This window comes from Pseudomonas sp. LBUM1674, from assembly GCF_059695635.1.
Genome location: NZ_CP166779.1, coordinates 1,597,146 through 1,618,063 on the forward strand (window position 1 = coordinate 1,597,146; position 20,918 = coordinate 1,618,063).

Below are 20,918 nucleotides of genomic sequence, written 5' to 3' on the forward strand. Positions count from 1 at the left end.
GCCAGCTCAGGCTGCCTCTGCTTTTTTAGTGAACCGCATTTCACCAAGGAAACAGCCAATGCCCTTCGTCACAATAGATGGACAACCGCTTCACTACATCGATCAAGGCACAGGCCCGGCAGTGCTGCTGGCCGGCAGCTATCTGTGGGACCAGGCCATGTGGGCACCGCAGATTACCGCGTTGTCGCAGCAATACCGGGTGATTGCCCTGGACCTGTGGGGCCATGGCGAATCCGGGCCCATACCGCAAGCGACCACTTCACTGGATGACATCGCTCGTCAGGGATTGGCGCTGCTGGATCATCTGGATATCGATCGCGTCACGCTGGTGGGACTTTCGGTCGGTGGCATGTGGGGCGCGCGCCTGGCCTTGTCGGCGCCACAGCGGATCGCCGGTTTGGTGCTGATGGACACCTATGTCGGTAACGAGCCTGAGCCGACTCGCGAATATTATTTCTCGTTGCTAAAACAGATCGAAGAGTCCGGCGAGATAACGCCGCAGCTGCTGGATATTGTGGTGCCGATCTTCTTCCGTCCCGGTATCGACCCTCAATCGGCGCTCTATCAGGATTTCCGTGCGTCGTTGGCAGCGCTGCCATCGGATCGTCTGCGCGAAAGCATCGTGCCGATGGGGCGGATTACGTTTGGCCGGGAGGACCTGCTGCCGCGGCTGGGCGAGCTGAACGCTGACACCACGCTGCTGATGTGTGGGGATCAGGATCAGCCACGGCCTCCGGCGGAAACCAGGGAAATGGCCGAGTTGATCGGTTGCCCGTACGTGCTGGTGCCGGAGGCGGGGCATATCTCCAATCTGGAGAATCCGCTGTTTGTCACGGATGCCTTGCTGACGTTTTTAGCCCAGAGAAATTAGTCGGTCATACAGCCGCCATCGTGGGAACGCCGCCCGGACAAAGCCCGCTCCCACAGGGATTCAGGGTGCACACAAATCATGTGTCTACCACCACCCCTTGGGGGAGCGGGCTTGGTCCGGGCGGCGTTCCGGCGATGGCGTTAATGCTGTCACCACAAATCCATCGGCCGAACTACTTATTTGGGGCCGAGAATCTTCACCAACGTGTCCGGCGACGGCGCCCCTTGCTGCTGTTGCAGCTCGCCCTTGTCATCCATATAGAAAATCGCCGGTGTCGCGGACAACTCCAGCTCTTCCATCAACTGCATGTTCGCTGCAAGCTTCGCCTGAATCGCCGGCGGCACTTCTTTCAAGGCCTTGAGCGAGCTGCCCTTGCCGGCACCTTCGTGGTCTTGCAGTGCTTTCTGCGGATCCTTGGCCGCCAGCAATGCAGCAGATTTGCCCGGGCTGTCTTCTCGGATGATGCCGACCATGATGTGGCGCAACTGCACCTTGCCGGCCTTCACCCACGGCCGCGCCTGTTCCCAGAACATATTGCAATACGGGCAGTTCGGATCGCTGAACATATAGACAACCCGTGGTGCGTCTTTATTGCCGTCTGCGATCCAATTGCTGGTTTCCATCTTGGCCCAGATTTCTTTCGCCATCGGTGCATAAACCAGCTTCTGCAACGGCGCGCTGCTCAGGTCATTGCCCTGGGCGTCATACAGATTGCCCAGCAGCACATGCTTGCCATCCGGGGTCAGGTACAGTGCCATGCCCCGGTTCTGGTACTGCGCCGCATAGCCGCGCAAACCGTCGGGAGCATCGAATTGACCAACGATTTTCGCGCCCTTGGCCTCGATCTTCTTGATCGCTTCGGGCAGTTCTTCGGCAGCCTGTACCGACGGCAAATGCAGCAGGGCGGCGCCCAGGGTCAGCGTTAGCAGGTGGCGGAGGCGGGGCATGGCAGTTTCCTTGAAGAAGTGGCTGGTGTGGCAGGATTAGAGGTATCGAAGCTTTCCAGGGCGCGGGCCAGGCTGGCTTCCGACAGCTCTCCCAGATGGCTGCCCAGCAAGCGACCTTCGGGGCTATAGAACAGCGTAGTCGGCAATGCCATGGAGCCGACGGCCTGGCCCAATCGGCCGCTGCCGTCGAACAGGACGTTGGACAGGCTCAGGCCCTGGGTTTCCAGAAAGGTGCTGACGCTTTGCATGCTTTCGGCCTGGTTGACGAACAGGAAGGTCAGGTCCGGGCGCTGTTGCTGGGCGTTTTCCAGCACCGGCATTTCCCGGCGACAGGGCGGGCACCAGGTGGCCCAGAGATTGATGACCAGCGGGCCGCCTTTATAGTCGGCCAACTGCACGGTCTCACCGGCGGCATTGCGCAGGGTGATTTCCGGCAGGCGTGTGCCTTGCTCGTAAATCGTCAGGGAGAACGTCGCCAGGAGCCAGAACGCCAAGCCGCTGGCAACGCCAAATCCCAAGGGACGGCGTAAGCCGGGGCGACGCCAGCCTCGATACAAGGCAGCGAGCAGCAGCACGAAAACACCCGGCCAGGCAAGGAAACCGCCGTCGCGCAGGTCGATCATCTGCCACGGATCGTCCCGATAATGGGTCCAGTAACGGGCGACAAACCCCACGCGCGCCGCCAGCATGCCCAGCAGGAACAGACTGAACAGCGCCGACTCGGGATTCTCGCCACCGCGCTTGGCCACCCGCCAGCCGATGAAGGTCGCCAGCGCCAGGGCGCTGATCAGCAGCAGGTGGTTAAGCGCAATGGCAAAGGTGCCGAGGGTAAAAGTCAGCATTAACGGGCGTCTCGGGTGGTGGTCCAACGTTGCAGGAAGGTGTCGGCATTGACCTCGCCGGTGATGCGCTGGCTGCGGCGCTCGATGCCGTCGGCGCCGATCCACAGCAGGCTCGGTGGCCCCGGCACTTTATACCGGGCGAGCAGTTCACGGCTGGCGGCATTGTCGGCGGTGACGTCCAGCCGTAGCAAGCGCACCTCGCTCAAGGCTTGCAGCACATGGGCTTGGCCGAACACCTGTTTTTCCATGACCTTGCACGACACACACCAGTCGGCGTAGTAGTCCAGCAGCACCCATTGGCCTTGTACCTGTGCCGCATCGAGCTCCCGTTGCAGGGCGGCGGGGTCCTTGATGGTGGTGAAGGCGTCGTGACCGACAGGGCTTGCGGCGCTGCCTGGGTTTGTTGCGCTGTAGACCTGCAACGGCTTGAACAGATCATCGCTGCCGCCTGCGGCACCGATCATCAGCAGGCTGCCCCATAAGCCCAGCAACAGCGAACTGGCACCGAACAGGTGAGCGACGCGCCCGAACCCTTCGGACTGTTTCCAGGCGCTGTAGGCGGCGATCAACAACAATGCACCCCACAGTCCGACCCACAGGGATTCAGCCAGCACCGGACGCAGCATCAGCAGCGCAGTGGCGAGGAACATGAAACCGAACACGCCTTTGAGCAGGTTCATCCACGCGCCGGGTTTAGGCAGGAAGCGATTGCCGACCGTCACCAGCAACAGCAGCGGTATGCCGATGCCGATCCCCATGGCGAACAGGATCAGCCCGCCATGCAGCGCATTGCCGCTTTGCGCGATGTAGAGCAGGGCGCCGGCCAGCGGGGCGGTCATGCAGGGGCCAACCAGCAGACCGGAGACGGCCCCCAGGACACCAGCGCCGATGAGGCTGCCACCGCGCTGGTTGCGAGAGACATTTTCCAGGCGATCCCGCACGGCTACCGGCAATTGCAACTCGAAGAATCCGAACATCGGCAACGCCAGCAGCACAAACACCGCGGCGAAGGTGCCCAGCAACCAGGGGTTCTGCAGCAATGCCTGCAGATTTGCGCCAAGCAGCGCCGCCAGCACACCCATCGCCGCATACACCAGCGCCATGCAGAGCACATAGCTGCAGGCCAAGGCAAACCCGCGTCGGGGCGTGGCGCCACTGCCGACAATCAAACCGGCGAGGATCGGCAGCATGGGGAGTGTGCAAGGGGTGAAGGCCAGCAACAACCCCAGACCGAAGAACACCAGTAGACTCCAGCCCAGTGCCCGCTGTTGCAGGCCGCTGGCCAAGGCTTGATCAGGTGCTTCGTCAACGGCCGATGTGGCAGCGCTCCCACCCAGATCCACCACCTGCGTTTGCGGCGGATAACACAGGCCGGCATCGGCACAGCCCTGGAAACCCACCTTGATCTGGCCCGTGGCCCCCGCTGGAATCTTCAGCTCCAGGCCCTGGCGATAAACCTGCTGCTCGCCGAAAAACTCATCGCTGTGCGACTCGCCCTCGGGCAGCGCAGGTTTGAACTCCGGGGCCAATCCGTCGAATTTCAGGCGTTGTTGATAGAGGTAGTAATTGTCGGCGATCTGCCAATAGAGCTGGGTTTCACCGCTCTCGAGACGTTCAGCTGTGAAAACGAACGCTTTACCGACGGGAAGAAAGTCCGGTTTGGTCGCGAACGGATCAGTCCCTGCCTGGACCAGGCCCGAGATCAAGAGAGCAAAAAATAGAAACAGTCGAAGCATGGGTAGGCCTTGTCCCTGTGCAAGTGAAGTGCACAGTGGCGAATGGCGATTAACCGATGATTAACCGCGATGGTCTTGTCGCCGTGGCACTTGCGGCATAATGTCCGCTTAATCGGGCACCGGCCTAATCACCTTTTATCCACAGGTTTCAGCATGCACGTACTGGTTTGCGAAGATGATGAGCTGATCGCCAGCGGCATTGTCGCCGGCCTCACCGCTCAGGGCCTGACGGTCGAACACGTGGCCACTGCCTCGGCAGCCCGGGCGATGCTCAAGGTCGCCGAGTTCGATGTGATGGTGCTCGATCTTGGCCTGCCCGATGAGGACGGGCTGAAGCTGTTGCAGCAGTTGCGCCATCATGGCCTCGACATTCCGGTGCTGATTCTCACCGCGCGGGACTCGGTCACCGACCGGGTCGACGGTTTGCAGGCCGGTGCCGACGATTACCTGCTTAAACCTTTCGATCTGCGCGAACTGGCGGCGCGTCTGCACACCTTGTTGCGCAGGGTGGCCGGGCGCAGCGTCAACCTGATCGAGCACGGTGCGCTGACGTACGATCCGAGCAGTCGCGAAACCCTGCTCGGCGGCCAGCCGGTCGACCTGTCGCGTCGTGAGCAGGCACTGTTGCAGGCCTTGTTGCATAACCGTGGCCGGGTGCTGTCCACCGAGCAGCTGAAGGACAGTGTCTACGGCTTCAACGACGAACTGGAAAGCAACGCCCTCAACGTTCATATCCATCACCTCAGGCGTAAACTGGGTAACGGAATCGTCGAGACCGTGCGCGGCCTGGGTTATCGCCTGGGGCCGGCGGACGGGGGAGATCAATCGAAGTGATGAGCCTGCGTTTGCGCCTGAGCCTCACGCTAGGCGCCGCTTTTACGCTGATCTGGGCCTTGGCGGCGGCCTGGATGCTCAGCGACCTGCGCAATCAAATGATGTTTTCCCTCGACCAGCGGCTGGTGGCGTCGGCGCGCATGGTCGCCGGTCTGATGGAGCAATTGCCGGCGTTGCCGAGCAAGGGCGAGGGCACCCATTTCAGCGCCGAACAACTGACTATCCCCGGCGGCATGGCGTGTCAGGTCAGCTCGTTGCGTGGCGAAATCCTCGCCCGCAGCCACACTGACCCGCAACAAACCCTGGAAGCCGAGAAGATGGGCTTCCACGATCAGATGATCGACGGCGCGCCGTGGCGCAGTTTCACCCTGGCCCGCGGCGATCTGCGCATCACCACGGCGGACCGGCAGATCGAGCGCGAAGCCCTGAACATGTCGATCCTGCTGGCCGCTTCGGTGCCGGTAGGCGTGGCGTTGCTTGGCTGCCTGTGCCTGCTCTGGCTGGGCATCGGTCAGGGGCTGGCGCCGCTCAATCGCATGCGCGATGCCTTGAAACGGCGCAGCGCCGATTCCCTGGAGCCGTTGCAGATCCAGCCGTTGCCCAGTGAACTGCAACCCTTGCTCGATACCCAGAACCAGCTGTTGCAGCGGATTGGCAAGACCATCGAGCGCGAGCGCCGCCTGACCGGTGACGCGGCCCACGAGTTGCGCAGCCCGCTGACGGCGATCAAGACACACCTGCAAGTGGCGCGCATGACCGACGGCGCATCCCGGGATCAGTCCCTGGCCCGGGCCGAAGAGGGCGCCGATCGCCTGCACCGGACCCTTGAACAATTGTTGCTGCTGGCGCGGGTCGAGGGCAGCCTGTCGTTCGACGATGGTGCGCAATGCAGCGCTGAGCAAGTGGCTAAACTGGCGATTCAAGACGCCGCCAGCGGTGATCGCCAGCGAATCAGATTCCAGGTACCGCCGAAGATCTCTCACGCTCCGGTACAAATGCCGGCCGTATTGTCCATCGCGGCACTGCGCAACCTGCTGGACAACGCACTGCGTCATACCCCCGGTGACGGGCCGGTGGAGTTGAGTCTGGAAACCACCGGCAATCGCGTGCAGTTTGTGGTGCGCGACCATGGCCCGGGCATTGCCGAAGACGATCTGCAACACCTGACCCAACGTTTCTGGCGCAACGGCCAGAGCACTGGCTGTGGCTTGGGACTGGCGATAGTCCAGGCCATCGTCCAGCGCTGCGGTTGTACCCTGCATTTCGACAGCCGGCCGGATGGGTTGCGGGTCAAGTTGACCATGCCGCTGCAACCGATCTAACCAACACCACAATCCCCCTGTAGGAGCTGCCGCAGGCTGCGATCTTTTGATCCTCGTTTTAAAAACAAGATCAAAAGATCGCAGCCTCCGGCAGCTCCTACATGGGATCTGCGTCGCTCATCAAATGTAACTTCTCTCCATTGGCGTTCGAGCCCCTACCGGCGCTATCGTCTCCGCCAGCTTTGACTCAATGGATTGAGGTAACAGCGCCATGGATGCACCCATACACATCTGCAAGGCTACCCCCGCCGACGCCGGCATCATCAGCCGCATCGTCGAGCGTTCCATTCGCGTCGGTTGTGCGCTCGACCACCGCAACGACCCACGTACGGTCGCCAACTGGACCCACAACAAGACCATCGAACACGTATTGCCGTGGCTGGCTGACCGACGACTGTATCTGAACATCGCCCTGTTGCAGGACAAGCCGGTCGGCGTCGCCATGGCGGCGATCAGCGGCAAGGTCGCATTCTGTTACGTGCAACCTGAATGGTTTCGCCGGGGAGCCGGGCGAGCGCTGGTGCGCGACCTCGAGGGTTGGTTGATCGGCCGGGGTTTGCACCGGGCTCAGCTCAACAGTACGCGTACCAGCGAAGCCTTTTATCGCCATCTGGGTTACCGGCCTTGCGCCCGAACCTTCGCGGTCGCAGGGCTCCACGCCATTCCCATGCACAAGGGCCTGTCGCCACCTTCATGAAAGCGGGTCAGAGGGCTAAATCCCCGAGGCCCTGATGCGTTTCCACAACAGGAAAACCTTTTTAGGGGTCGAGAGATGTCAGTCGCTACCAGCCTTGTGGAAGATCAGCCGGCCCGGATCACTCCGGCGCCCACCGAGGTGCTTTATCATTTCAACGAATCGCCGTTGCTGGCCCGTCAGAGCCAGCAGGAATCGAATGCCCGCAGCTACCCGCGACGCATTCCACTGGCACTCAAGCGCGCCAAGGGCATCCACGTCGAGGATGTCGAAGGTCGCACGTTCATCGACTGCCTGGCCGGCGCCGGCACGCTGGCACTGGGGCATAACCACCCGGTGGTGATCGAAGCGATCCAGCAAGTACTAAGCGATGAACTGCCGTTACATACCCTCGACCTGACCACCCCGGTCAAGGATCAATTCGTCCAGGACCTGTTTGGCCTGCTGCCACCGGCCATGGCCGCTGAGGCGAAAATCCAGTTCTGCGGCCCCACCGGCACCGACGCGGTGGAAGCTGCGCTGAAACTGGTGCGCACCGCCACCGGCCGCAGCACCGTGCTGTCGTTTCAGGGCGGTTACCACGGCATGAGCCAGGGCGCGCTGAGCCTGATGGGCAGTCTGGGGCCGAAAAAACCCTTGGGCGCCTTGCTGAGTAACGGCGTGCAGTTCATGCCGTACCCCTACGATTACCGCTGCCCGTTCGGTCTCGGCGGCGCGCAAGGGGTACAGGTCAACCTCAATTACCTGGAGAACCTGCTCAATGACCCGGAAGCCGGCGTGCAGTTGCCGGCAGCGGTGATCGTCGAAGTGGTGCAGGGCGAGGGCGGGGTGATCCCGGCCGATCTCGACTGGCTGCGCGGCCTGCGGCGGATTACCGAACAGGCTGGCGTGGCGCTGATCGTCGATGAAATCCAGAGCGGATTTGCCCGCACCGGCAAGATGTTCGCTTTCGAGCATGCCGGGATCATTCCGGATGTGGTGGTGCTGTCCAAAGCCATCGGTGGCAGCCTGCCGCTGGCGGTGGTGGTCTATCGCGACTGGCTCGACACCTGGCTGCCGGGCGCCCATGCCGGGACGTTCCGCGGCAATCAGATGGCGATGGCGGCTGGCTCCGCGGTGATGCGTTACCTGATCGAACACAAAGTCTGCGAGCACGCGGCCGCCATGGGTGACCGCTTGAGCGAGCACCTGCACATTCTGCAGCGGGACTTCCCGCAGTTGGGGGACATCCGCGGTCGTGGCTTGATGCTTGGCGTAGAGCTGGTCGACCCGGCCGGCGCGCCGGATGCCCAGGGTCACCCGCCGATCTTTGCGCGCCTGGCGCCGCTGGTCCAGCGCGAATGCCTCAAGCGCGGCTTGATCCTCGAACTGGGTGGTCGTCACGGCGGCGTGGTGCGCTTTCTGCCGCCGCTGGTGATTACCGCCGCGGAAATCGATCGGGTCGCCGAGATTTTCGGCCGGGCCATGGCTGCGGCGACCGCCAGCCTATAAATTTTCCGGCCCCTCGAACGTTCCTTCTACAGACCGGCTGCGCATGCAGCGCAGCCCACCCCTACAGCGATGGAGACACACCATGACGTCAGTATTCGACCGCGAGGACATTCTCTTTCAGGTCGTGGTCAACCACGAAGAGCAATACTCGATCTGGCCCGACTACAAGGCCGTGCCTGCCGGCTGGCGCACCGTGGGCAAGAGCGGCCTGAAAAAGGAATGCCTGGCTTACATCGAAGAAACCTGGACCGACATGCGGCCGTTGAGCCTGCGACAGAAGATGGAAGAGCAGGCGGCTGTGGCTCACTGAGTCACCGTCCATAAAGAAGCCCGCTGAACGGGTGACAGTCAGCGGGCTTTTTCAGATCTGGAATTTGTGTTGTCTATAAGCCGCCTTCGCGAGCAAGCCCGCTCCCACATTTAATCTCTGGCGATCACAAATTCTGTGTTCGCAAGAGATCGAGTGTGGGAGCGGGCTTGCTCCGGGCGGCGTTCCGACGAAGAACGATAACGCGGAATAACTGACGTTACACCCCGCTCAACCCCTTGATCACCAAATCCACATTCTCCTCCAGCTCCGCCACCGGATCCGCTGCATCGGTACTCAACACCACCAACCGACAGCCAGCCTCGGCAATCACCGCTTTCACCGCGTCCGACGGCTGTCGATGATGCAACACCACCGCCACGTCATTGTCCTTGAGCGTCGCGCCCAATTGCTTGAGCGCCTCCGGCGTCCACTCGGCATCCGGCCGTGCATCGACGCCGACCAACTCAAGATTGAGCCCGCCAATCAGGTAACCGAAATGGTCGCTGAGGCTCATCACACTGAGGTTGTCGGCACTGGCCAGCCGCACTTCGCTGTCTGCACTGAACTTGAGCAGGCGCTGTTTCAGCGCTGCCAGGTTGGCCTCGATCTTCGGCTTGGCCTCCGGTGCCAGGCGTACCAGATCCGCCGCCATGACGTCCGCCATCCGCCCCATGTTGTTGCTGGAAAACCACGGCTGACTGTTCAACCCATCGACCTTGTTGCCCGGCTGTACGGCGATGCCGGGCAGGGCGCCGTCCACCGGGCGAGCGGCATCGACTTCGACGATACGGATATTGCTGCGCCGGGAGATCGGGTACAGCGGATCATCCGTCCACAGCGAACGCAGGCCGATCACTGCATCAGCGTCGGTCGCCAGTTTGGCCAGTGCCGGCGCGCCACGTCCGGTAAAGTAGGCGGTCTGACGGCTACCAGGCAGGTTCGCCGGCGCCGCTCGCTCAAGGTTGACGTCGGTGCCCTTGAGCAAGACTTCGCCCAGACCGTAGGTGATCGGCAAGGACGCCAGCACGCGCAGCGGTTTGCCGCTGTCCGCCGCAAAGGAGGTATGGACCAGCCCGCATAAGGCCATGGCCAGGGTCAATTGACGCAGAGAAAAAGTCATTTATCCAAGGTTCCCTTTCAGACTTGGGACGACACCACGGGCAATGGCGGCCAGGGCGAAGGCGATGCCGGCCACCAGAATGATCGCGGCGCCGGACGGGATAGGCAGGTCGAAGACAATCGGCGCGAGAATCCCGCACAGCGTGCTGACCGTGGCGATCAACACCGAACACCAGAAGAAGCCCTTCAACGACTGGCTCAGCAAGCGCGCCGCCGCCGCCGGAATCACCAGCAGGGCGCCGACCAGAATTGCGCCGATGACTTTAACGGCGGCCACGGTAATCAGGGTCACCAGAATCACGAACAGGTAATCCAGGGTTTTCACCGCCACACCGCGCACCGCCGCCAGTTGCGGGTTGAAACTGGCGAGCATGATGCGGTTGTACAGCGGCAAGGCCAGCGCCATGACCAATGAACCGACGATGGCCAGCACCAGCAGGTCATTGCCGTTGACCGTCAACACCGAGCCGAACAATACGTTTTCCAGAATGTGCACGTTGATTTTGCCGGCCAGAATCAGCAGCAGGCTGGCACCCAGCGCCAGGGACACCGAGAGAAACACGCCGATCAAGGTATCCGGCGCCAGGCCGGTGCGGTTGCGCAGGTAGTTGAGCAAGATGCCGAACAGCAGGCAGTAGCCGAACAGGCTGCCATAAGGTCCGGTGTAGGGTTCACCGAGCAGGATGCCGACGGCCACGCCGGTCAATGCCGCGTGACCCACCGCTTCGGAGAAAAACGCGAAGCGCTTGACCACCACCAGCGTGCCCAGGCCGCCCAGCACCGGGCCGATCAGCAAGCCGGCGAGCAGGGCGTTGACCACGAATCCATAGGCCAGCGCCTCGGGCAGATAACCCGATGAGGCCCAACCCTGGACCATCAAGCGAAAGGCTTCGTAACTCATCAGGCAGCGCTCCGTGGATGGGTGGAGAACAGGGTCAGCAAACGTTCCGGCGTCAGTGCCTGTTTCGGCGTGGCATCGAATAACACCCGACGATTGAGCCCGGTGACGCGATCGGCCAGACGCCCGACCGCTTCCAGATCATGCTCGATCCACAGCACGGTGATACCGCTCTGGCGCCAGTCGCCGAGCAGCCGTTCGAACACCCGGATGCCCGCCTCATCGAGGGCCGACATCGGCTCATCGAGCACCAGCAATTGCGGTGCCGGAATCAGCCCCTGAGCCAGCAACACGCGCTGGCGTTCGCCGCCGGACAAGGCGCCCATGCGTCGTTTGCGCTTGTCCTGCATGCCGACCCGTTCCAGGGCTTCACCTATCGCTGCTGCGTAATGCTTGCTCAAACCGAGGAACGCCGGACGCCGCTGACACATCGCGGCCATGAAATCGTCGACGGTCATCGGCAGGCCGCGGTCGAATTCCAGCGCCTGCGGCACGTAGCCGATGGTCCCGGGCGTGCCCGGCCATTGCAGGCTCAAGCGACCCTGATGCGGCATCTGCCCGAGCAGGGTCTTGATCAGTGAACTCTTGCCGCCCCCGTTGGGGCCGACCAGCGCATGCACGCTGCCGGGCTGGACCTGGAAGGTCACCTGGTCGAGGATCGTGGTGCGGCCGAGGGTCAGGCTGACATCCGCAAAATCCAGGGTCGGCCCCGATGATACTTGTGGGAGCGAGCCTGCTCGCGAAAGCGGTATCTCATTTTGCGATGATGTTGACTGAGCGGACGCCTTCGCGAGCAGGCTCGCTCCCACAGGGGATTCGGAGTCGATGAGCTTTTCTTTAGCCGTCATTTCCCCGACTCCTGAATCGCCCGGACCACGGTGTCGAGATTGCCGGTCATTTCCTTTTCGTACTTGTCGGCCGTGTACTCGCCATAGGAAATGTGCGACAGCGGATACAGTTTCACCCCGGATTCACGCTGGATGGTCTCGACGTAAGTGGATGGAAAATCCATTTCGGAGAAGATCACTTTCACATCCAGTTCGCGCAGTTGGTCGATGGTCTTTTTCAGCTGGCTCGGGCTCGGCTCGATGCCATGGGCCGGCTCGACCACGGCGGTCACTTCGAGGCCGAATTCGCGCAGCAGGTAGTCATACGCCGCGTGCACCGTAGCCACCCGCAGTTCGGCGTTCGGCGCCTGGGTCAGTTTGGCCAGGGCGTCGGCGCGCATCTGCCGCAGGCGTTTGCCGTAGGCGCGGGCGTTCTGGGTGTAGGTCTTGGCGTTGGCCGGGTCGAGCTTGCCCAACTCCCGGGCAATGTTGTTGACCTGGGCAATCGAGGCGCTGATCGACAGGAAGGTGTGCGGGTTCACGACCTTGCCGGCGCCGCGGGCGGCGACGCCGGTGGCGGCCAGCAAAGGCACGTTTTCATTGGCTTCGATTACCGGCACGTTCGGGGTTTCGCTGGCGGCGATCATGCGGTCGGCGAAGTCGTCATGGCCGACGCCATTGAGCACGACCACGTCCAGCCCGCTGATGCGCTTGATGTCTTCGGCCCGGGGCTCATAGGCGTGAGGATTGAAACCGGCCGGAATCAGCGGGACCACCTCGGCCTTGTCGCCGACAATGTTGGCCACGTAGCTGTAATAAGGGTGCAGGGTGATGCCGATGCGCAGGCGCTTGGCCTCGTCGGCACTGGCCAGGGGTGTCAGCAGGCAGGCGAGCAGGCCGACCAGCAGCAGGCGCAGGAATGAGCGTTGAGATGAACTAGGCATGGGCAAGCGGTCTTCTCTCGGGTGAAGGCGAGGGTTCAGTGCCGGTGCTGGCGGGTCACGCCGGCATCGAATTGCGCGACGATCTGCTGCCAGCCGGTGCTTTCGAGCGCGGCGTCAGTGAGGTCGGTCGGGGCGGCGAGGGCTTTGCCGGGGTTGAGCCAGATGTCCGGTGCATCGTCGTCAGCGCTCAGGCGCATCAGAAACGAGCCGGCCACGGTGGGGGCCTGGCTCTGGCCGAAGTAAGCCTTGGCGTCGAGCAATTGCCAGGCATGGCCGCCACGGCTGACGGAACTGGCATCCTGGGCAAACGGCGCAAAACCTTCATCGGCGAGGACTTCAGGCGTCGGCAGGGTTTGCTGTTCCTGGCGCAACAGGTGAATTTCGTCCAGCGTTACCCGCAGGTCGGCGTAGATGCCTTGCTCGGAGGCGCTCAGGTCGCGACGGGCATCCAGTTGATGGCTACCGACACTGCTGACCTCCTGGGACTCACCGCGCCAGGCGACCACCGAGCCGGCCACCGCCAGGATCATCAGACACAACAGCAGCACATAAAGGGTTTCATGACCGGCTCCGGCCGGGCGGACGATGTGCGTGGTTGGCGTGGTCATGGGGCCTCGATGTCCGCTTGGTCGATCTCGACGACGTGACCGGGACCGGCGTCGAACAGCACGTAGAACTCGGCGCCGGGCTTCTTGAAGGTCAGGGTCGAATCGGCACCGAGCTTGCCCGGTACCAGGATGGTTTCGTCGTAGCCGATCACGTCCAGGGTCACACCCGGCGCGCCGCTGCCATCGGAAAAGCCGCCGGTACACTGGATCTGCTCGGCGTCGATGGCCTTGCACTCGCACATCGGATTGTGGGCCAGGGCACTGGCGCTGAAACCGGCGCACAGCACCAGCAACGCGGCGCTCAGAGGACGGGTAACATTGATCATGGTTTGCCTCTTTGTTGGTTCAGCCAGGCGAGGGTGGCCGGGGAGGCCTGGCTGAGCGGAATGGATGCCTGATGCATGGCGCCGTCCCAGCCTTCCATGGTGATCCACAGCTCGGCGTCGGCCTTGGTCTTCTCGGGGATCGGCAGCATCGCGCCCATGCGGTGCGGCGTGCCGAAGAAAATCACCCCAGCGGCGCGCAGGCTGCGTGGCTTACCGATGCGCAGGTAAGTCGCCTTGACCTGATCGCGGCAGCTGTCGCACAGCGCCGCGTTGAAGTTCTTCATGTAACCGGCCGGGCCATCGAGCCTCGGTGCTTCATTGCGCAATTCGGCCAGGCGCAGGCTCCAGGGTCCGACCTGAACCTCGCCGATTTCCCGCTCGCCCAGGCCCGTATCACCACGAAAAAGCGCGGCATCGGCGAAATACTTGGGCATGAACCCCAGCGGCACCAGCAACAGCAGGACGTTGATGTGAAAACGCCATTTGTGCCAGAAACGGCTCAGTTTCGAACCCGGTTTTTCAGCGGCGAACAGGCTCATTGGCTGACCTCCGTGGTTTCACGGCTGGAGGCCGCAGCGGTCTGGTTGCGCGGGGTTTTGTTGCTGCGCTTGAGGGCGTTGGCCGTGGCCAGGGCCGTGCGCTTGGTCCAGATCAACAGGCCGCTGAGCACCATCATGCTCAGGATCAGGCCGAAGAAGAACCAGATCAGCTTGATCCAGAGGCCACCGAAATCGCCGGTGTGCAGCGGCCGCATGGATTCGGTCACCAGCTCCAGGCCCGAGCGGTCCGACAGCAGGCGGGTCGCGCCGACGTCGCCGGTGTACGGGTTGATTTCGGCGGTCTGGAATATCAGCGGGTACCAACTGCGGCCACCCACCGAGAGGTAGCTGTAGGCATTGGCGGGCAGGCTGACGAAACTGTCTTCCAGCCCGGGAATGCTTGCCTTGGCCTGCGCAGTCGCGGCCTCCAGGCTGATCATCGGTGCCGGCGCGCCATCGTCGGTCATCGGCACGCTCTCGCGCGGGACCACCAGCGCCACCGGCGCGGTGGAAATCGAAATCTGGTTATCGAACATGAAGGCTTCGATCAGGAACCAGGTGCTGGTGACGGAAATCACCGCAATGAACCAGATCGACCAGATGCCGCTGAGGCGGTGAAAGTCGCCCCAGAAAATCCGCGCGCCGTGACGAATGCGCAGGGTCGGGCGCAGGAAGCCTTTCCAGAAACGCTTGTAGACCACCAGCCCGGTGACCAGGGACGCCAGCAACGGCAGGCTGAGGAACGACACCAGGTACCAGCCCCAGCTGTAACCGTTGGTGAACGGCACCAGCCACCAGCCATGCAGTGCGCGGGTAAACGCCTTGAAATTGAATTGCGGGGCCGTGCCCTGGATGACACCACTGTACGGGTTGACGTAGACCGTCACCGAACGACCGTCGGGGTAGCTGACGTCCACGTCGAGGGCGAAGTGTGATTCGTCGGGCCGACTGATGGACTCGACCAGGGTGTCGGGCTCAGCCTTCTTGATGGCGGCGATGATCTGGTCGTAACTGAGCAAGGGCGCATCGTCAGCAGGCTGGCTGGCGCGCATTTGCGGGTTGGCCAGCCAGACGATTTCCTGGCTGACCACCGCCAGGGTGCCAGTTACGCAGACGATGAGCACGAAAAACCAGATCGGCAAGGCCAGCCAGCTATGGACCAGAAACCAGAGTTTTGAGCGGGATTTCTTCGACATGATTAAAGGTCTTGTATCGATGAGAGGGCCTCTGCTGCGGGCTTCCCAGCGATGAGGTCCATGAAAGGTCCGGCTGTGGCTTTTGCCTACGCGGCCCGACTGCATCTATATAAGACGAATGAGTATCGGAAATCCCGAAGGGGAATATGAAAGAAAATGTTTCGCATTTCACAATAGCTGATTTTCCCGGGGCATGCCTATCCGCCGCAAGCCAGGGATGGCCAGCGGCGGCAAGTTGATTCAGATCAGTCAGGCATCGAGCTCAGAGCAAGAAACCCAGCGTTTCGGCGAGCAGCAATTCAGGGGTTTCTTCAGCGAGGTAATGGCCGGCGGGCAGCGCCTTGCCGCGGACATCGGTGGCAACCTGTTGCCATTCCTTGAGCGGGTCGAAGCAGCGCCCGACCGTGCCTTCGGCGCCCCACAGCACCAGCAATGGCAGGTCCAGGTGATGGCCAGCCTCGATGTCCGCGCGGTCATGCTCCAGGTCGATGCTGGCGCTGGCGCGGTAGTCCTCGCAGATACCGCGGGCGGCGCCCGGCAGTTTCAGGCAGCGCAAGTATTCGCCAAAAGCCTCGGCGGTGAAGGGTTCTAGCCCCGCGCTGCGACTGCCCATCACGCTGCGCAGATAGGCTTGGGGGTCGGCTTCGATCAGGGTTTCCGGCAATGGCGCGGGGCGGATCAGGAAGAACCAGTGCCAGTAGGCGCGGGCAAAGGCTTCGTGGGTTTGTGTGTACATCGCCAAGGTGGGCGCGATGTCGAGCAGCACCATGCGTTGCACGGCGTCGGGATGATCCAGCGCCAGGCGATGGGCCACCCGGGCGCCACGGTCGTGGGCCAGTACTGAAAACCGCTCGAAACCAAGGGACTTCATCAGCTCCACACTGTCCTTGGCCATTTCGCGCTTGCAATAGTGGCTGTGCCGGTCGTCGGCCGGTGGTTTGCTGCTGTCGCCATAACCGCGCAGGTCGGCGGCGATCACCGTGAAGTGCTCGGCCAGTTGTTCGGCGACCTTGTGCCAGATGACGTGGGTCTGCGGGTGACCGTGCAACAGCAGCAGGCCCGGCCCGCTGCCGCCGATGCGGTAGGCAATGTCCACACCGTTGACGTGGCGCTGGTCTTTCAGGAATCCGGCAAACATGGGGAGCCTCCTTGTTGTAATGCCTGCATCCTGAAATTGTTGGCGCGCAAGGACAAGTCGCAAAGTGTGGTGCGAGTGTTCATGAAGTGTGTTCAAGGAGGCCGAAGATTTCAACCCTGCTGGAACATCTCCTTCGCCCGCTGCTCAATCTGCTCCTGAGTCAGGTCCTCCTTGCGCGTAGCCAGGAACCACAAATGCCCATAGGGATCCTTCAAGGTCCCCGAACGGTCGCCGTAAAACTGATCCTTGACCTCGGACACCACCGTGCCGCCTGCCGCAATCGCCTGTTTAAAGGACGCGTCCACATCGTTCACGTACAGATGCAGCCCCACGGAAGGCGAGGTGTCCGGATTGCTGAGCGGCCCTTGATCGCAAGGCGTGCCCAGCATGATCGGGCAATCGCCGATACGCAGTTCGGCATGGCCGATGCCACCATCCGGCATGGACAGGCGCATGACTTCGGTGGCGCCAAAGGCTTTCTTGTAGAAATCGATGGCTTCGGCCGCTTTCTGAATGCCCAGATACGGGGTAATGCTGTGATAACCCTCTGGAATCGGTTTGACGCTCATGACGGTTCTCCCTTTTTGTTGTGAGTTGACGAGTTTTCGTCAGTCTCCAGCCGAACCAGTGTAGGAGATGCCGAAGGTTCGGGCCGCCGATCTCTTGATTTTGATCTTTAACCGTCGTCAAGTTCACAAAAAATCGCAGCCCGCGGCAGCACCCAAGCCCGCGATGGCCGCACCGCTATTTGGAACCCGGCCCCGATTCCAGGAGCTGCGCCCCCGGACCCTGTTCCCCCAACACATCACCAAAATTACGCAACGGACATGCCTCCATCGACAAACATCCACAGCCTATGCAGCCGTTGAGCTTGTCCCGCAGCAACGTCAGCTGATTGATCCGCTCATCCAGATCCCGACTCCATCTTGCCGACAACAGTTTCCAGTCCGCCGCCGTCGGCGCCCGGCTGTCCGGCAGCGCTTTCAAGGCCTGGCCGATCTCCGCCAGCGGAATGCCCAGCCGCTGGGCCACTTTGATCAACGCCACTCGCCGCAACACTTCCCGCGGATAGCGCCGCTGGTTGCCCTGATTGCGATTGCTTTTGATCAGCCCCCTGGATTCATAAAAGTGCAGGGCGGTGACGGCCACGCCGCTGCGCGCGGCCACTTGGCCGACCGTGAGTTCTTTATGCAGATTTTCCGAGGTGACCATTTAAAAAATGCCCCTTGACCTCTAGTTAACTCGAGGTTTTACCCTGCAGGCCTTCGGATCGCAAGATCCGTCTTACAGGTGAGTGGGGACTATTCATGCAGGCGCTAGAGAAAAATCGCAGCTTCACCCAATTGATCGAATTCGAGATCGAACCCCATCGGCAACCGGCACTGGTATCGGCGCTGGCGGCACAAACCGAACGCCTGGCCCAGTGCTACGCAGGGTTTCTGAGCGCCAGTATCCAGGCCAGCGACGACGGTCGGCGGGTGCTCAATTATCTGCAATGGCAATCCCGCGAGGCCGGGGAAGCCGCGTTTCAGGGTTTTGAAAGCGGCGAACAGGATTTCTGGCAGCTGATTCGCGCTCATCAGGCGAAAACCGTGACCTTCGGTTCGTTCCAGGTGCTGCACAGTCTGGAGCGCAGCCACGACAATGCGCTGCACTGTAATCTGGTGGGTTAGATCGACGGACAACTGTAGGAGCTGACGAGTGAAACGAGGTTGCGATCTTTTGATCTTGATCTTTTAAAATCACAAGATCGCAGCCTCGTTTCACTCGTCAGCCCCTACAGCAACGTTAGCCAAATTCAATACCCACTATCGAGAGCGTTGATTTCTGTCCATCCAAAGGCGCGAGTAGCCTGTGTTCATTGCCCCGAACCCAGATGTCAGGACGCCAGACCATGAAACCTCTACTCGCCACTTTCCTGCTGCTAGCCGCCTCCGTTCTCGCAGGATGCGCCAGCCACGTTCCCCCGGAACTGCGGCCCTACACCGCTGAAGAAAGCAAGGAACTGGCGCTGGAGGCATTGAATCGTCGTGGCTTGTCCTTCGATGAATACCACGCAAAAAAAACCGAACTGCTTGGCGAGCCGCGAAAGTCGTTCAGCTTCGACAAACAAGGGGAAATGAGCGCCGAACGTGCCGTACAACTTCATGGTCGCCCAAGCTGAGCGACTGTACTGCTCGAAGTTTCACCCAACTGTCCGTGGGTTTTGCGCAAGGTGTGCGATAGGGTCAATACCTGACTGCCCCTGATGGACTGCCACCGATGACGCTCTCGCTCGATCTGCTGCTGGGGTTCGCCCTGTTTGCCCTGGTCACCTCGATCACCCCAGGCCCGAACAACACCATGTTGCTGGCATCGGGTGTGAACTTCGGCTTTAATCGCACCATCCCCCATATGCTTGGCATCACCTGCGGTTTCTTCGTGTTGGTCGTGGCGGTGGGTTTCGGCCTGGGCGCGGTGTTTCAAACCTATCCATTGCTCTACACCGTGCTGCGTTACATCGGTGCTGCATATTTGCTGTACCTGGCGTGGAAAATCGCTCATTCCGGACCCGTCTCGGACGCCAGGCAGAGTGAGGCCAAGCCGATCAGCTACCTGGGTGCGGCGGCGTTTCAATGGGTCAACCCCAAGGCCTGGATCATGGCAATCGGTGCCATCAGCACTTACACGCCCCTGCAGGGCTATTTCACCAATGTGATCGTGATTGCCGCGGTCTTTGCCCTGATCAACTTGCCGAGCGTCGGTGTCTGGGCCGCTTGCGGCACGCTGTTGCGCAACGTGCTGAAGGATCGCCGCTGGTTGCGCCTGTTCAATTGGGGCATGGCCGCGCTGCTGGTGGCTTCGCTGTATCCGATATTGCTCGAAAGCTTTCACTGAGGCATTGCTTCAACCGGTTGCCCGATGCCTGTTAAGCTCGACTTCAGGAGCGTTCCTACGCACTTTTAAATGAAGTTGTTCTTCTTTAACGGCCTCCGATCAGGTATTTCTAAGGTTCCGGACGATCGACGCAGCTCACGAGGTTGCGCCTAGACCGTTCGGTAACGAGCTTCCTGATCCCGGAACACGCTCTGCGAGTCTTTTATGAATAAACGTCCACTGTATTTCGACTACGCCGCCACCACGCCGGTGGATGAGCGGGTCATCCAGGTCATGATCGAATGTCTGGGTTTCAACGGCAATTTCGGCAACCCGGCTTCCAGCTCCCATGCGTTCGGCCAGCTGGCCCGGCAAGCGGTCGAGCAGGCACGGCGTCAGGTGGCGGAACTGGTCGGTGCCCAGGCGGAGCAGATCGTCTGGACCTCCGGCGCCACCGAATCGAACAACCTTGCGCTCAAGGGCGTGGCCCAGGCTCGCGGCGTAGCTGGCGGCCACATCATCACCAGCCAGATCGAACACAAGGCCATCCTCGACACGGCGAAACAATTGCAGGACGCCGGTGTTGCAGTGACGTATCTGGTGCCTGACGCCGAAGGCCTGATTACCCCGCAAGCCGTCAGCGAAGCGATGCGCGAGGACACCTTCCTGGTCTCGCTGATGCTGGTCAACAATGAGTTGGGCACCGTCAATGACATCCAGGCCATCGGCCAGGTCGTGCGTGATCGCGATGCGTTGTTCCATGTCGACGCGGCTCAGGGCGCGGGCAAGGTGGCGATCGATCTGGCCGAATGGCCGGTGGACCTGATGTCGTTTTCCGCCCACAAGATTTATGGCCCCAAAGGCATCGGCGCGTTGTACGTCGGACCTCGCGCACAGCAGCGCTTGCAGGCGCAGATCCACGGTGGCGGTCACGAAGGTGGCTTGCGTTCCGGAACGCTGGCGACTCACCAGATCGCGGCCATGGGCGCGGCCTTTGCGTTGGCGGGACAATTGTTCGAGGATGAGAAAGTCGTGATCGAGCATCTGCGTGAACGTCTGCTCGAGCCGCTGCTGGGCATTCCTGGCGTTCGCCTCAATGGCAGCCCGACCCGGCGCATTCCCCATACCCTGAGCCTGACCTTCAACGAAGGCGAGTTCAGCTCTGCGGCGTTGAGCGCCTCGATCGCGTTTTCCGCGACCTCGGCCTGTAACTCCGCCAGCAATGCGCCCTCCCATGTGCTGCTGGCCCTTGGGCACGACGCCCGCTCGGCGAGCCGTACCATCCGCTTGAGCCTGGGACGTTTCACCACCGAGCAGGACATCGATCAAGCGGTACACCTGATCAAATCGGCCTGCGCCAGTGCTCCGGCATTCTGGGCGACAGGGCCATAAAGCGCCGGCTTCGATCGGCACTCAACAA

The 20,918-nt window shown here is 61.6% G+C and carries 24 protein-coding genes; 10 read left to right on the forward strand and 14 right to left on the reverse strand.

Features of this window, described 5'->3' with window-relative positions; all coding sequences use genetic code 11:
• Nucleotides 1-58 precede the first annotated feature (58 nt).
• Nucleotides 59-871 (forward strand): alpha/beta fold hydrolase, encoded by an 813-nt coding sequence (locus ACA067_RS07405; protein WP_497461208.1) that lies wholly within the window; start codon nt 59-61, stop codon nt 869-871.
• Nucleotides 872-1,047: 176 nt separating this feature from the next.
• Here ACA067_RS07405 and dsbG read toward each other — a convergent pair whose 3' ends face one another.
• Genes dsbG through dsbD form a run of 3 tightly spaced genes read right to left on the reverse strand, consistent with a single transcriptional unit; the run spans nt 1,048 to nt 4,396 of the window.
• Nucleotides 1,048-1,818, reverse strand: a complete 771-nt coding sequence (dsbG, locus tag ACA067_RS07410; protein WP_497461209.1) for a thiol:disulfide interchange protein DsbG — start codon at nt 1,816-1,818, stop codon at nt 1,048-1,050.
• Nucleotides 1,794-2,660: a prolipoprotein diacylglyceryl transferase family protein gene (locus tag ACA067_RS07415; RefSeq protein ID WP_497461210.1), complete on the reverse strand. Its 867-nt coding sequence runs from the start codon at nt 2,658-2,660 to the stop codon at nt 1,794-1,796. Before ACA067_RS07415 ends, dsbG begins: the two co-directional genes overlap by 25 nt.
• Nucleotides 2,660-4,396: a protein-disulfide reductase DsbD gene (gene dsbD, locus ACA067_RS07420; protein ID WP_497461211.1), complete on the reverse strand. Its 1,737-nt coding sequence runs from the start codon at nt 4,394-4,396 to the stop codon at nt 2,660-2,662. The genes ACA067_RS07415 and dsbD overlap by 1 nt, the downstream gene beginning before the upstream one ends.
• A 153-nt stretch (nt 4,397-4,549) precedes the next feature.
• Between dsbD and ACA067_RS07425 the strand changes: the two genes are divergently transcribed.
• The 5 genes from ACA067_RS07425 to ACA067_RS07445 all read left to right on the forward strand — a co-directional run bounded on the left by ACA067_RS07425 (nt 4,550) and on the right by ACA067_RS07445 (nt 9,047).
• The gene (locus ACA067_RS07425) at nt 4,550-5,230 is read left to right on the forward strand and encodes a response regulator (protein ID WP_497461212.1); all 681 of its coding nucleotides are present in this window, start codon (nt 4,550-4,552) and stop codon (nt 5,228-5,230) included.
• Complete coding sequence (locus tag ACA067_RS07430) at nt 5,227-6,552, forward strand: ATP-binding protein (protein WP_497461213.1); 1,326 nt, start codon at nt 5,227-5,229, stop codon at nt 6,550-6,552. The genes ACA067_RS07425 and ACA067_RS07430 overlap by 4 nt, the downstream gene beginning before the upstream one ends.
• A 211-nt stretch (nt 6,553-6,763) precedes the next feature.
• Complete coding sequence (locus ACA067_RS07435; RefSeq protein WP_497461214.1) at nt 6,764-7,249, forward strand: GNAT family N-acetyltransferase; 486 nt, start codon at nt 6,764-6,766, stop codon at nt 7,247-7,249.
• A 75-nt stretch (nt 7,250-7,324) separates the two neighbouring features.
• Nucleotides 7,325-8,737, forward strand: coding sequence for an aspartate aminotransferase family protein (locus ACA067_RS07440; protein WP_497461215.1), 1,413 nt, complete (start codon nt 7,325-7,327; stop codon nt 8,735-8,737).
• Between the two features lie 82 nt (nt 8,738-8,819).
• The gene (locus tag ACA067_RS07445) at nt 8,820-9,047 is read left to right on the forward strand and encodes an MbtH family protein (RefSeq protein WP_008152757.1); all 228 of its coding nucleotides are present in this window, start codon (nt 8,820-8,822) and stop codon (nt 9,045-9,047) included.
• Nucleotides 9,048-9,264: 217 nt separating this feature from the next.
• On the opposite strand, the gene ACA067_RS07450 is transcribed toward ACA067_RS07445, so the two are convergent.
• The 11 genes from ACA067_RS07450 to soxR form a co-directional block, all read right to left on the reverse strand.
• On the reverse strand, nt 9,265-10,167 hold the full coding sequence (locus ACA067_RS07450) for a metal ABC transporter substrate-binding protein (protein ID WP_497461216.1): 903 nt from the start codon (nt 10,165-10,167) through the stop codon (nt 9,265-9,267).
• Nucleotides 10,168-11,067: a metal ABC transporter permease gene (locus tag ACA067_RS07455; RefSeq protein ID WP_236480984.1), complete on the reverse strand. Its 900-nt coding sequence runs from the start codon at nt 11,065-11,067 to the stop codon at nt 10,168-10,170. It lies immediately after the preceding gene.
• The gene (locus ACA067_RS07460; RefSeq protein ID WP_497461217.1) at nt 11,067-11,912 is read right to left on the reverse strand and encodes a metal ABC transporter ATP-binding protein; all 846 of its coding nucleotides are present in this window, start codon (nt 11,910-11,912) and stop codon (nt 11,067-11,069) included. The genes ACA067_RS07455 and ACA067_RS07460 overlap by 1 nt, the downstream gene beginning before the upstream one ends.
• On the reverse strand, nt 11,909-12,835 hold the full coding sequence (locus tag ACA067_RS07465; RefSeq protein ID WP_497461218.1) for a metal ABC transporter substrate-binding protein: 927 nt from the start codon (nt 12,833-12,835) through the stop codon (nt 11,909-11,911). The genes ACA067_RS07460 and ACA067_RS07465 overlap by 4 nt, the downstream gene beginning before the upstream one ends.
• A 35-nt stretch (nt 12,836-12,870) precedes the next feature.
• On the reverse strand, nt 12,871-13,443 hold the full coding sequence (locus ACA067_RS07470) for a DUF6162 family protein (protein ID WP_497461219.1): 573 nt from the start codon (nt 13,441-13,443) through the stop codon (nt 12,871-12,873).
• Nucleotides 13,440-13,769 (reverse strand): hypothetical protein, encoded by a 330-nt coding sequence (locus ACA067_RS07475; protein WP_497461220.1) that lies wholly within the window; start codon nt 13,767-13,769, stop codon nt 13,440-13,442. The genes ACA067_RS07470 and ACA067_RS07475 overlap by 4 nt, the downstream gene beginning before the upstream one ends.
• On the reverse strand, nt 13,766-14,308 hold the full coding sequence (locus tag ACA067_RS07480) for a PA2404 family protein (protein WP_497461221.1): 543 nt from the start codon (nt 14,306-14,308) through the stop codon (nt 13,766-13,768). The genes ACA067_RS07475 and ACA067_RS07480 overlap by 4 nt, the downstream gene beginning before the upstream one ends.
• A complete protein-coding gene (locus ACA067_RS07485) occupies nt 14,305-15,504 on the reverse strand; it encodes a PepSY-associated TM helix domain-containing protein (RefSeq protein ID WP_497461222.1) in 1,200 nt (399 codons plus the stop codon). The genes ACA067_RS07480 and ACA067_RS07485 overlap by 4 nt, the downstream gene beginning before the upstream one ends.
• A 262-nt stretch (nt 15,505-15,766) precedes the next feature.
• Nucleotides 15,767-16,642 carry an alpha/beta fold hydrolase gene (locus ACA067_RS07490; RefSeq protein WP_497461223.1) on the reverse strand — a complete coding sequence of 292 codons (876 nt, stop codon included), beginning with the start codon at nt 16,640-16,642 and terminating at the stop codon, nt 15,767-15,769.
• Nucleotides 16,643-16,752: 110 nt separating this feature from the next.
• The gene (locus ACA067_RS07495; protein ID WP_497461224.1) at nt 16,753-17,211 is read right to left on the reverse strand and encodes a VOC family protein; all 459 of its coding nucleotides are present in this window, start codon (nt 17,209-17,211) and stop codon (nt 16,753-16,755) included.
• A gap of 175 nt (nt 17,212-17,386) precedes the next feature.
• Complete coding sequence (soxR, locus tag ACA067_RS07500; protein ID WP_497461225.1) at nt 17,387-17,854, reverse strand: redox-sensitive transcriptional activator SoxR; 468 nt, start codon at nt 17,852-17,854, stop codon at nt 17,387-17,389.
• Between the two features lie 95 nt (nt 17,855-17,949).
• Here soxR and ACA067_RS07505 point away from each other — a divergent pair, with 95 nt between their 5' ends.
• The 4 genes from ACA067_RS07505 (at nt 17,950) to ACA067_RS07520 (ending at nt 20,890) form a co-directional block, all read left to right on the forward strand.
• A complete protein-coding gene (locus ACA067_RS07505; RefSeq protein ID WP_497461226.1) occupies nt 17,950-18,315 on the forward strand; it encodes an antibiotic biosynthesis monooxygenase in 366 nt (121 codons plus the stop codon).
• Between the two features lie 221 nt (nt 18,316-18,536).
• Nucleotides 18,537-18,806 carry a hypothetical protein gene (locus ACA067_RS07510; RefSeq protein WP_497461227.1) on the forward strand — a complete coding sequence of 90 codons (270 nt, stop codon included), beginning with the start codon at nt 18,537-18,539 and terminating at the stop codon, nt 18,804-18,806.
• 98 nt (nt 18,807-18,904) lie between these two features.
• On the forward strand, nt 18,905-19,519 hold the full coding sequence (locus tag ACA067_RS07515) for a LysE family translocator (RefSeq protein ID WP_497461228.1): 615 nt from the start codon (nt 18,905-18,907) through the stop codon (nt 19,517-19,519).
• A 204-nt stretch (nt 19,520-19,723) separates the two neighbouring features.
• Nucleotides 19,724-20,890: an aminotransferase class V-fold PLP-dependent enzyme gene (locus ACA067_RS07520; protein ID WP_497461229.1), complete on the forward strand. Its 1,167-nt coding sequence runs from the start codon at nt 19,724-19,726 to the stop codon at nt 20,888-20,890.
• Nucleotides 20,891-20,918: the final 28 nt, after the last annotated feature.

Bases quoted from the DNA above. Each gene is read 5' to 3' on its own strand.
- ACA067_RS07405 (WP_497461208.1), top strand. From the start codon at position 59: ATGCCCTTCGTCACAATAGATGGACAACCGCTTCACTACATCGATCAA.
- dsbG (WP_497461209.1), bottom strand. From the start codon at position 1,818: ATGCCCCGCCTCCGCCACCTGCTAACGCTGACCCTGGGCGCCGCCCTG.
- ACA067_RS07415 (WP_497461210.1), bottom strand. From the start codon at position 2,660: ATGCTGACTTTTACCCTCGGCACCTTTGCCATTGCGCTTAACCACCTG.
- dsbD (WP_497461211.1), bottom strand. From the start codon at position 4,396: ATGCTTCGACTGTTTCTATTTTTTGCTCTCTTGATCTCGGGCCTGGTC.
- ACA067_RS07425 (WP_497461212.1), top strand. From the start codon at position 4,550: ATGCACGTACTGGTTTGCGAAGATGATGAGCTGATCGCCAGCGGCATT.
- ACA067_RS07435 (WP_497461214.1), top strand. From the start codon at position 6,764: ATGGATGCACCCATACACATCTGCAAGGCTACCCCCGCCGACGCCGGC.
- ACA067_RS07440 (WP_497461215.1), top strand. From the start codon at position 7,325: ATGTCAGTCGCTACCAGCCTTGTGGAAGATCAGCCGGCCCGGATCACT.
- ACA067_RS07445 (WP_008152757.1), top strand. From the start codon at position 8,820: ATGACGTCAGTATTCGACCGCGAGGACATTCTCTTTCAGGTCGTGGTC.
- ACA067_RS07450 (WP_497461216.1), bottom strand. From the start codon at position 10,167: ATGACTTTTTCTCTGCGTCAATTGACCCTGGCCATGGCCTTATGCGGG.
- ACA067_RS07455 (WP_236480984.1), bottom strand. From the start codon at position 11,067: ATGAGTTACGAAGCCTTTCGCTTGATGGTCCAGGGTTGGGCCTCATCG.
- ACA067_RS07460 (WP_497461217.1), bottom strand. From the start codon at position 11,912: ATGACGGCTAAAGAAAAGCTCATCGACTCCGAATCCCCTGTGGGAGCG.
- ACA067_RS07465 (WP_497461218.1), bottom strand. From the start codon at position 12,835: ATGCCTAGTTCATCTCAACGCTCATTCCTGCGCCTGCTGCTGGTCGGC.
- ACA067_RS07470 (WP_497461219.1), bottom strand. From the start codon at position 13,443: ATGACCACGCCAACCACGCACATCGTCCGCCCGGCCGGAGCCGGTCAT.
- ACA067_RS07475 (WP_497461220.1), bottom strand. From the start codon at position 13,769: ATGATCAATGTTACCCGTCCTCTGAGCGCCGCGTTGCTGGTGCTGTGC.
- ACA067_RS07480 (WP_497461221.1), bottom strand. From the start codon at position 14,308: ATGAGCCTGTTCGCCGCTGAAAAACCGGGTTCGAAACTGAGCCGTTTC.
- ACA067_RS07485 (WP_497461222.1), bottom strand. From the start codon at position 15,504: ATGTCGAAGAAATCCCGCTCAAAACTCTGGTTTCTGGTCCATAGCTGG.
- ACA067_RS07490 (WP_497461223.1), bottom strand. From the start codon at position 16,642: ATGTTTGCCGGATTCCTGAAAGACCAGCGCCACGTCAACGGTGTGGAC.
- ACA067_RS07495 (WP_497461224.1), bottom strand. From the start codon at position 17,211: ATGAGCGTCAAACCGATTCCAGAGGGTTATCACAGCATTACCCCGTAT.
- soxR (WP_497461225.1), bottom strand. From the start codon at position 17,854: ATGGTCACCTCGGAAAATCTGCATAAAGAACTCACGGTCGGCCAAGTG.
- ACA067_RS07505 (WP_497461226.1), top strand. From the start codon at position 17,950: ATGCAGGCGCTAGAGAAAAATCGCAGCTTCACCCAATTGATCGAATTC.
- ACA067_RS07510 (WP_497461227.1), top strand. From the start codon at position 18,537: ATGAAACCTCTACTCGCCACTTTCCTGCTGCTAGCCGCCTCCGTTCTC.
- ACA067_RS07515 (WP_497461228.1), top strand. From the start codon at position 18,905: ATGACGCTCTCGCTCGATCTGCTGCTGGGGTTCGCCCTGTTTGCCCTG.
- ACA067_RS07520 (WP_497461229.1), top strand. From the start codon at position 19,724: ATGAATAAACGTCCACTGTATTTCGACTACGCCGCCACCACGCCGGTG.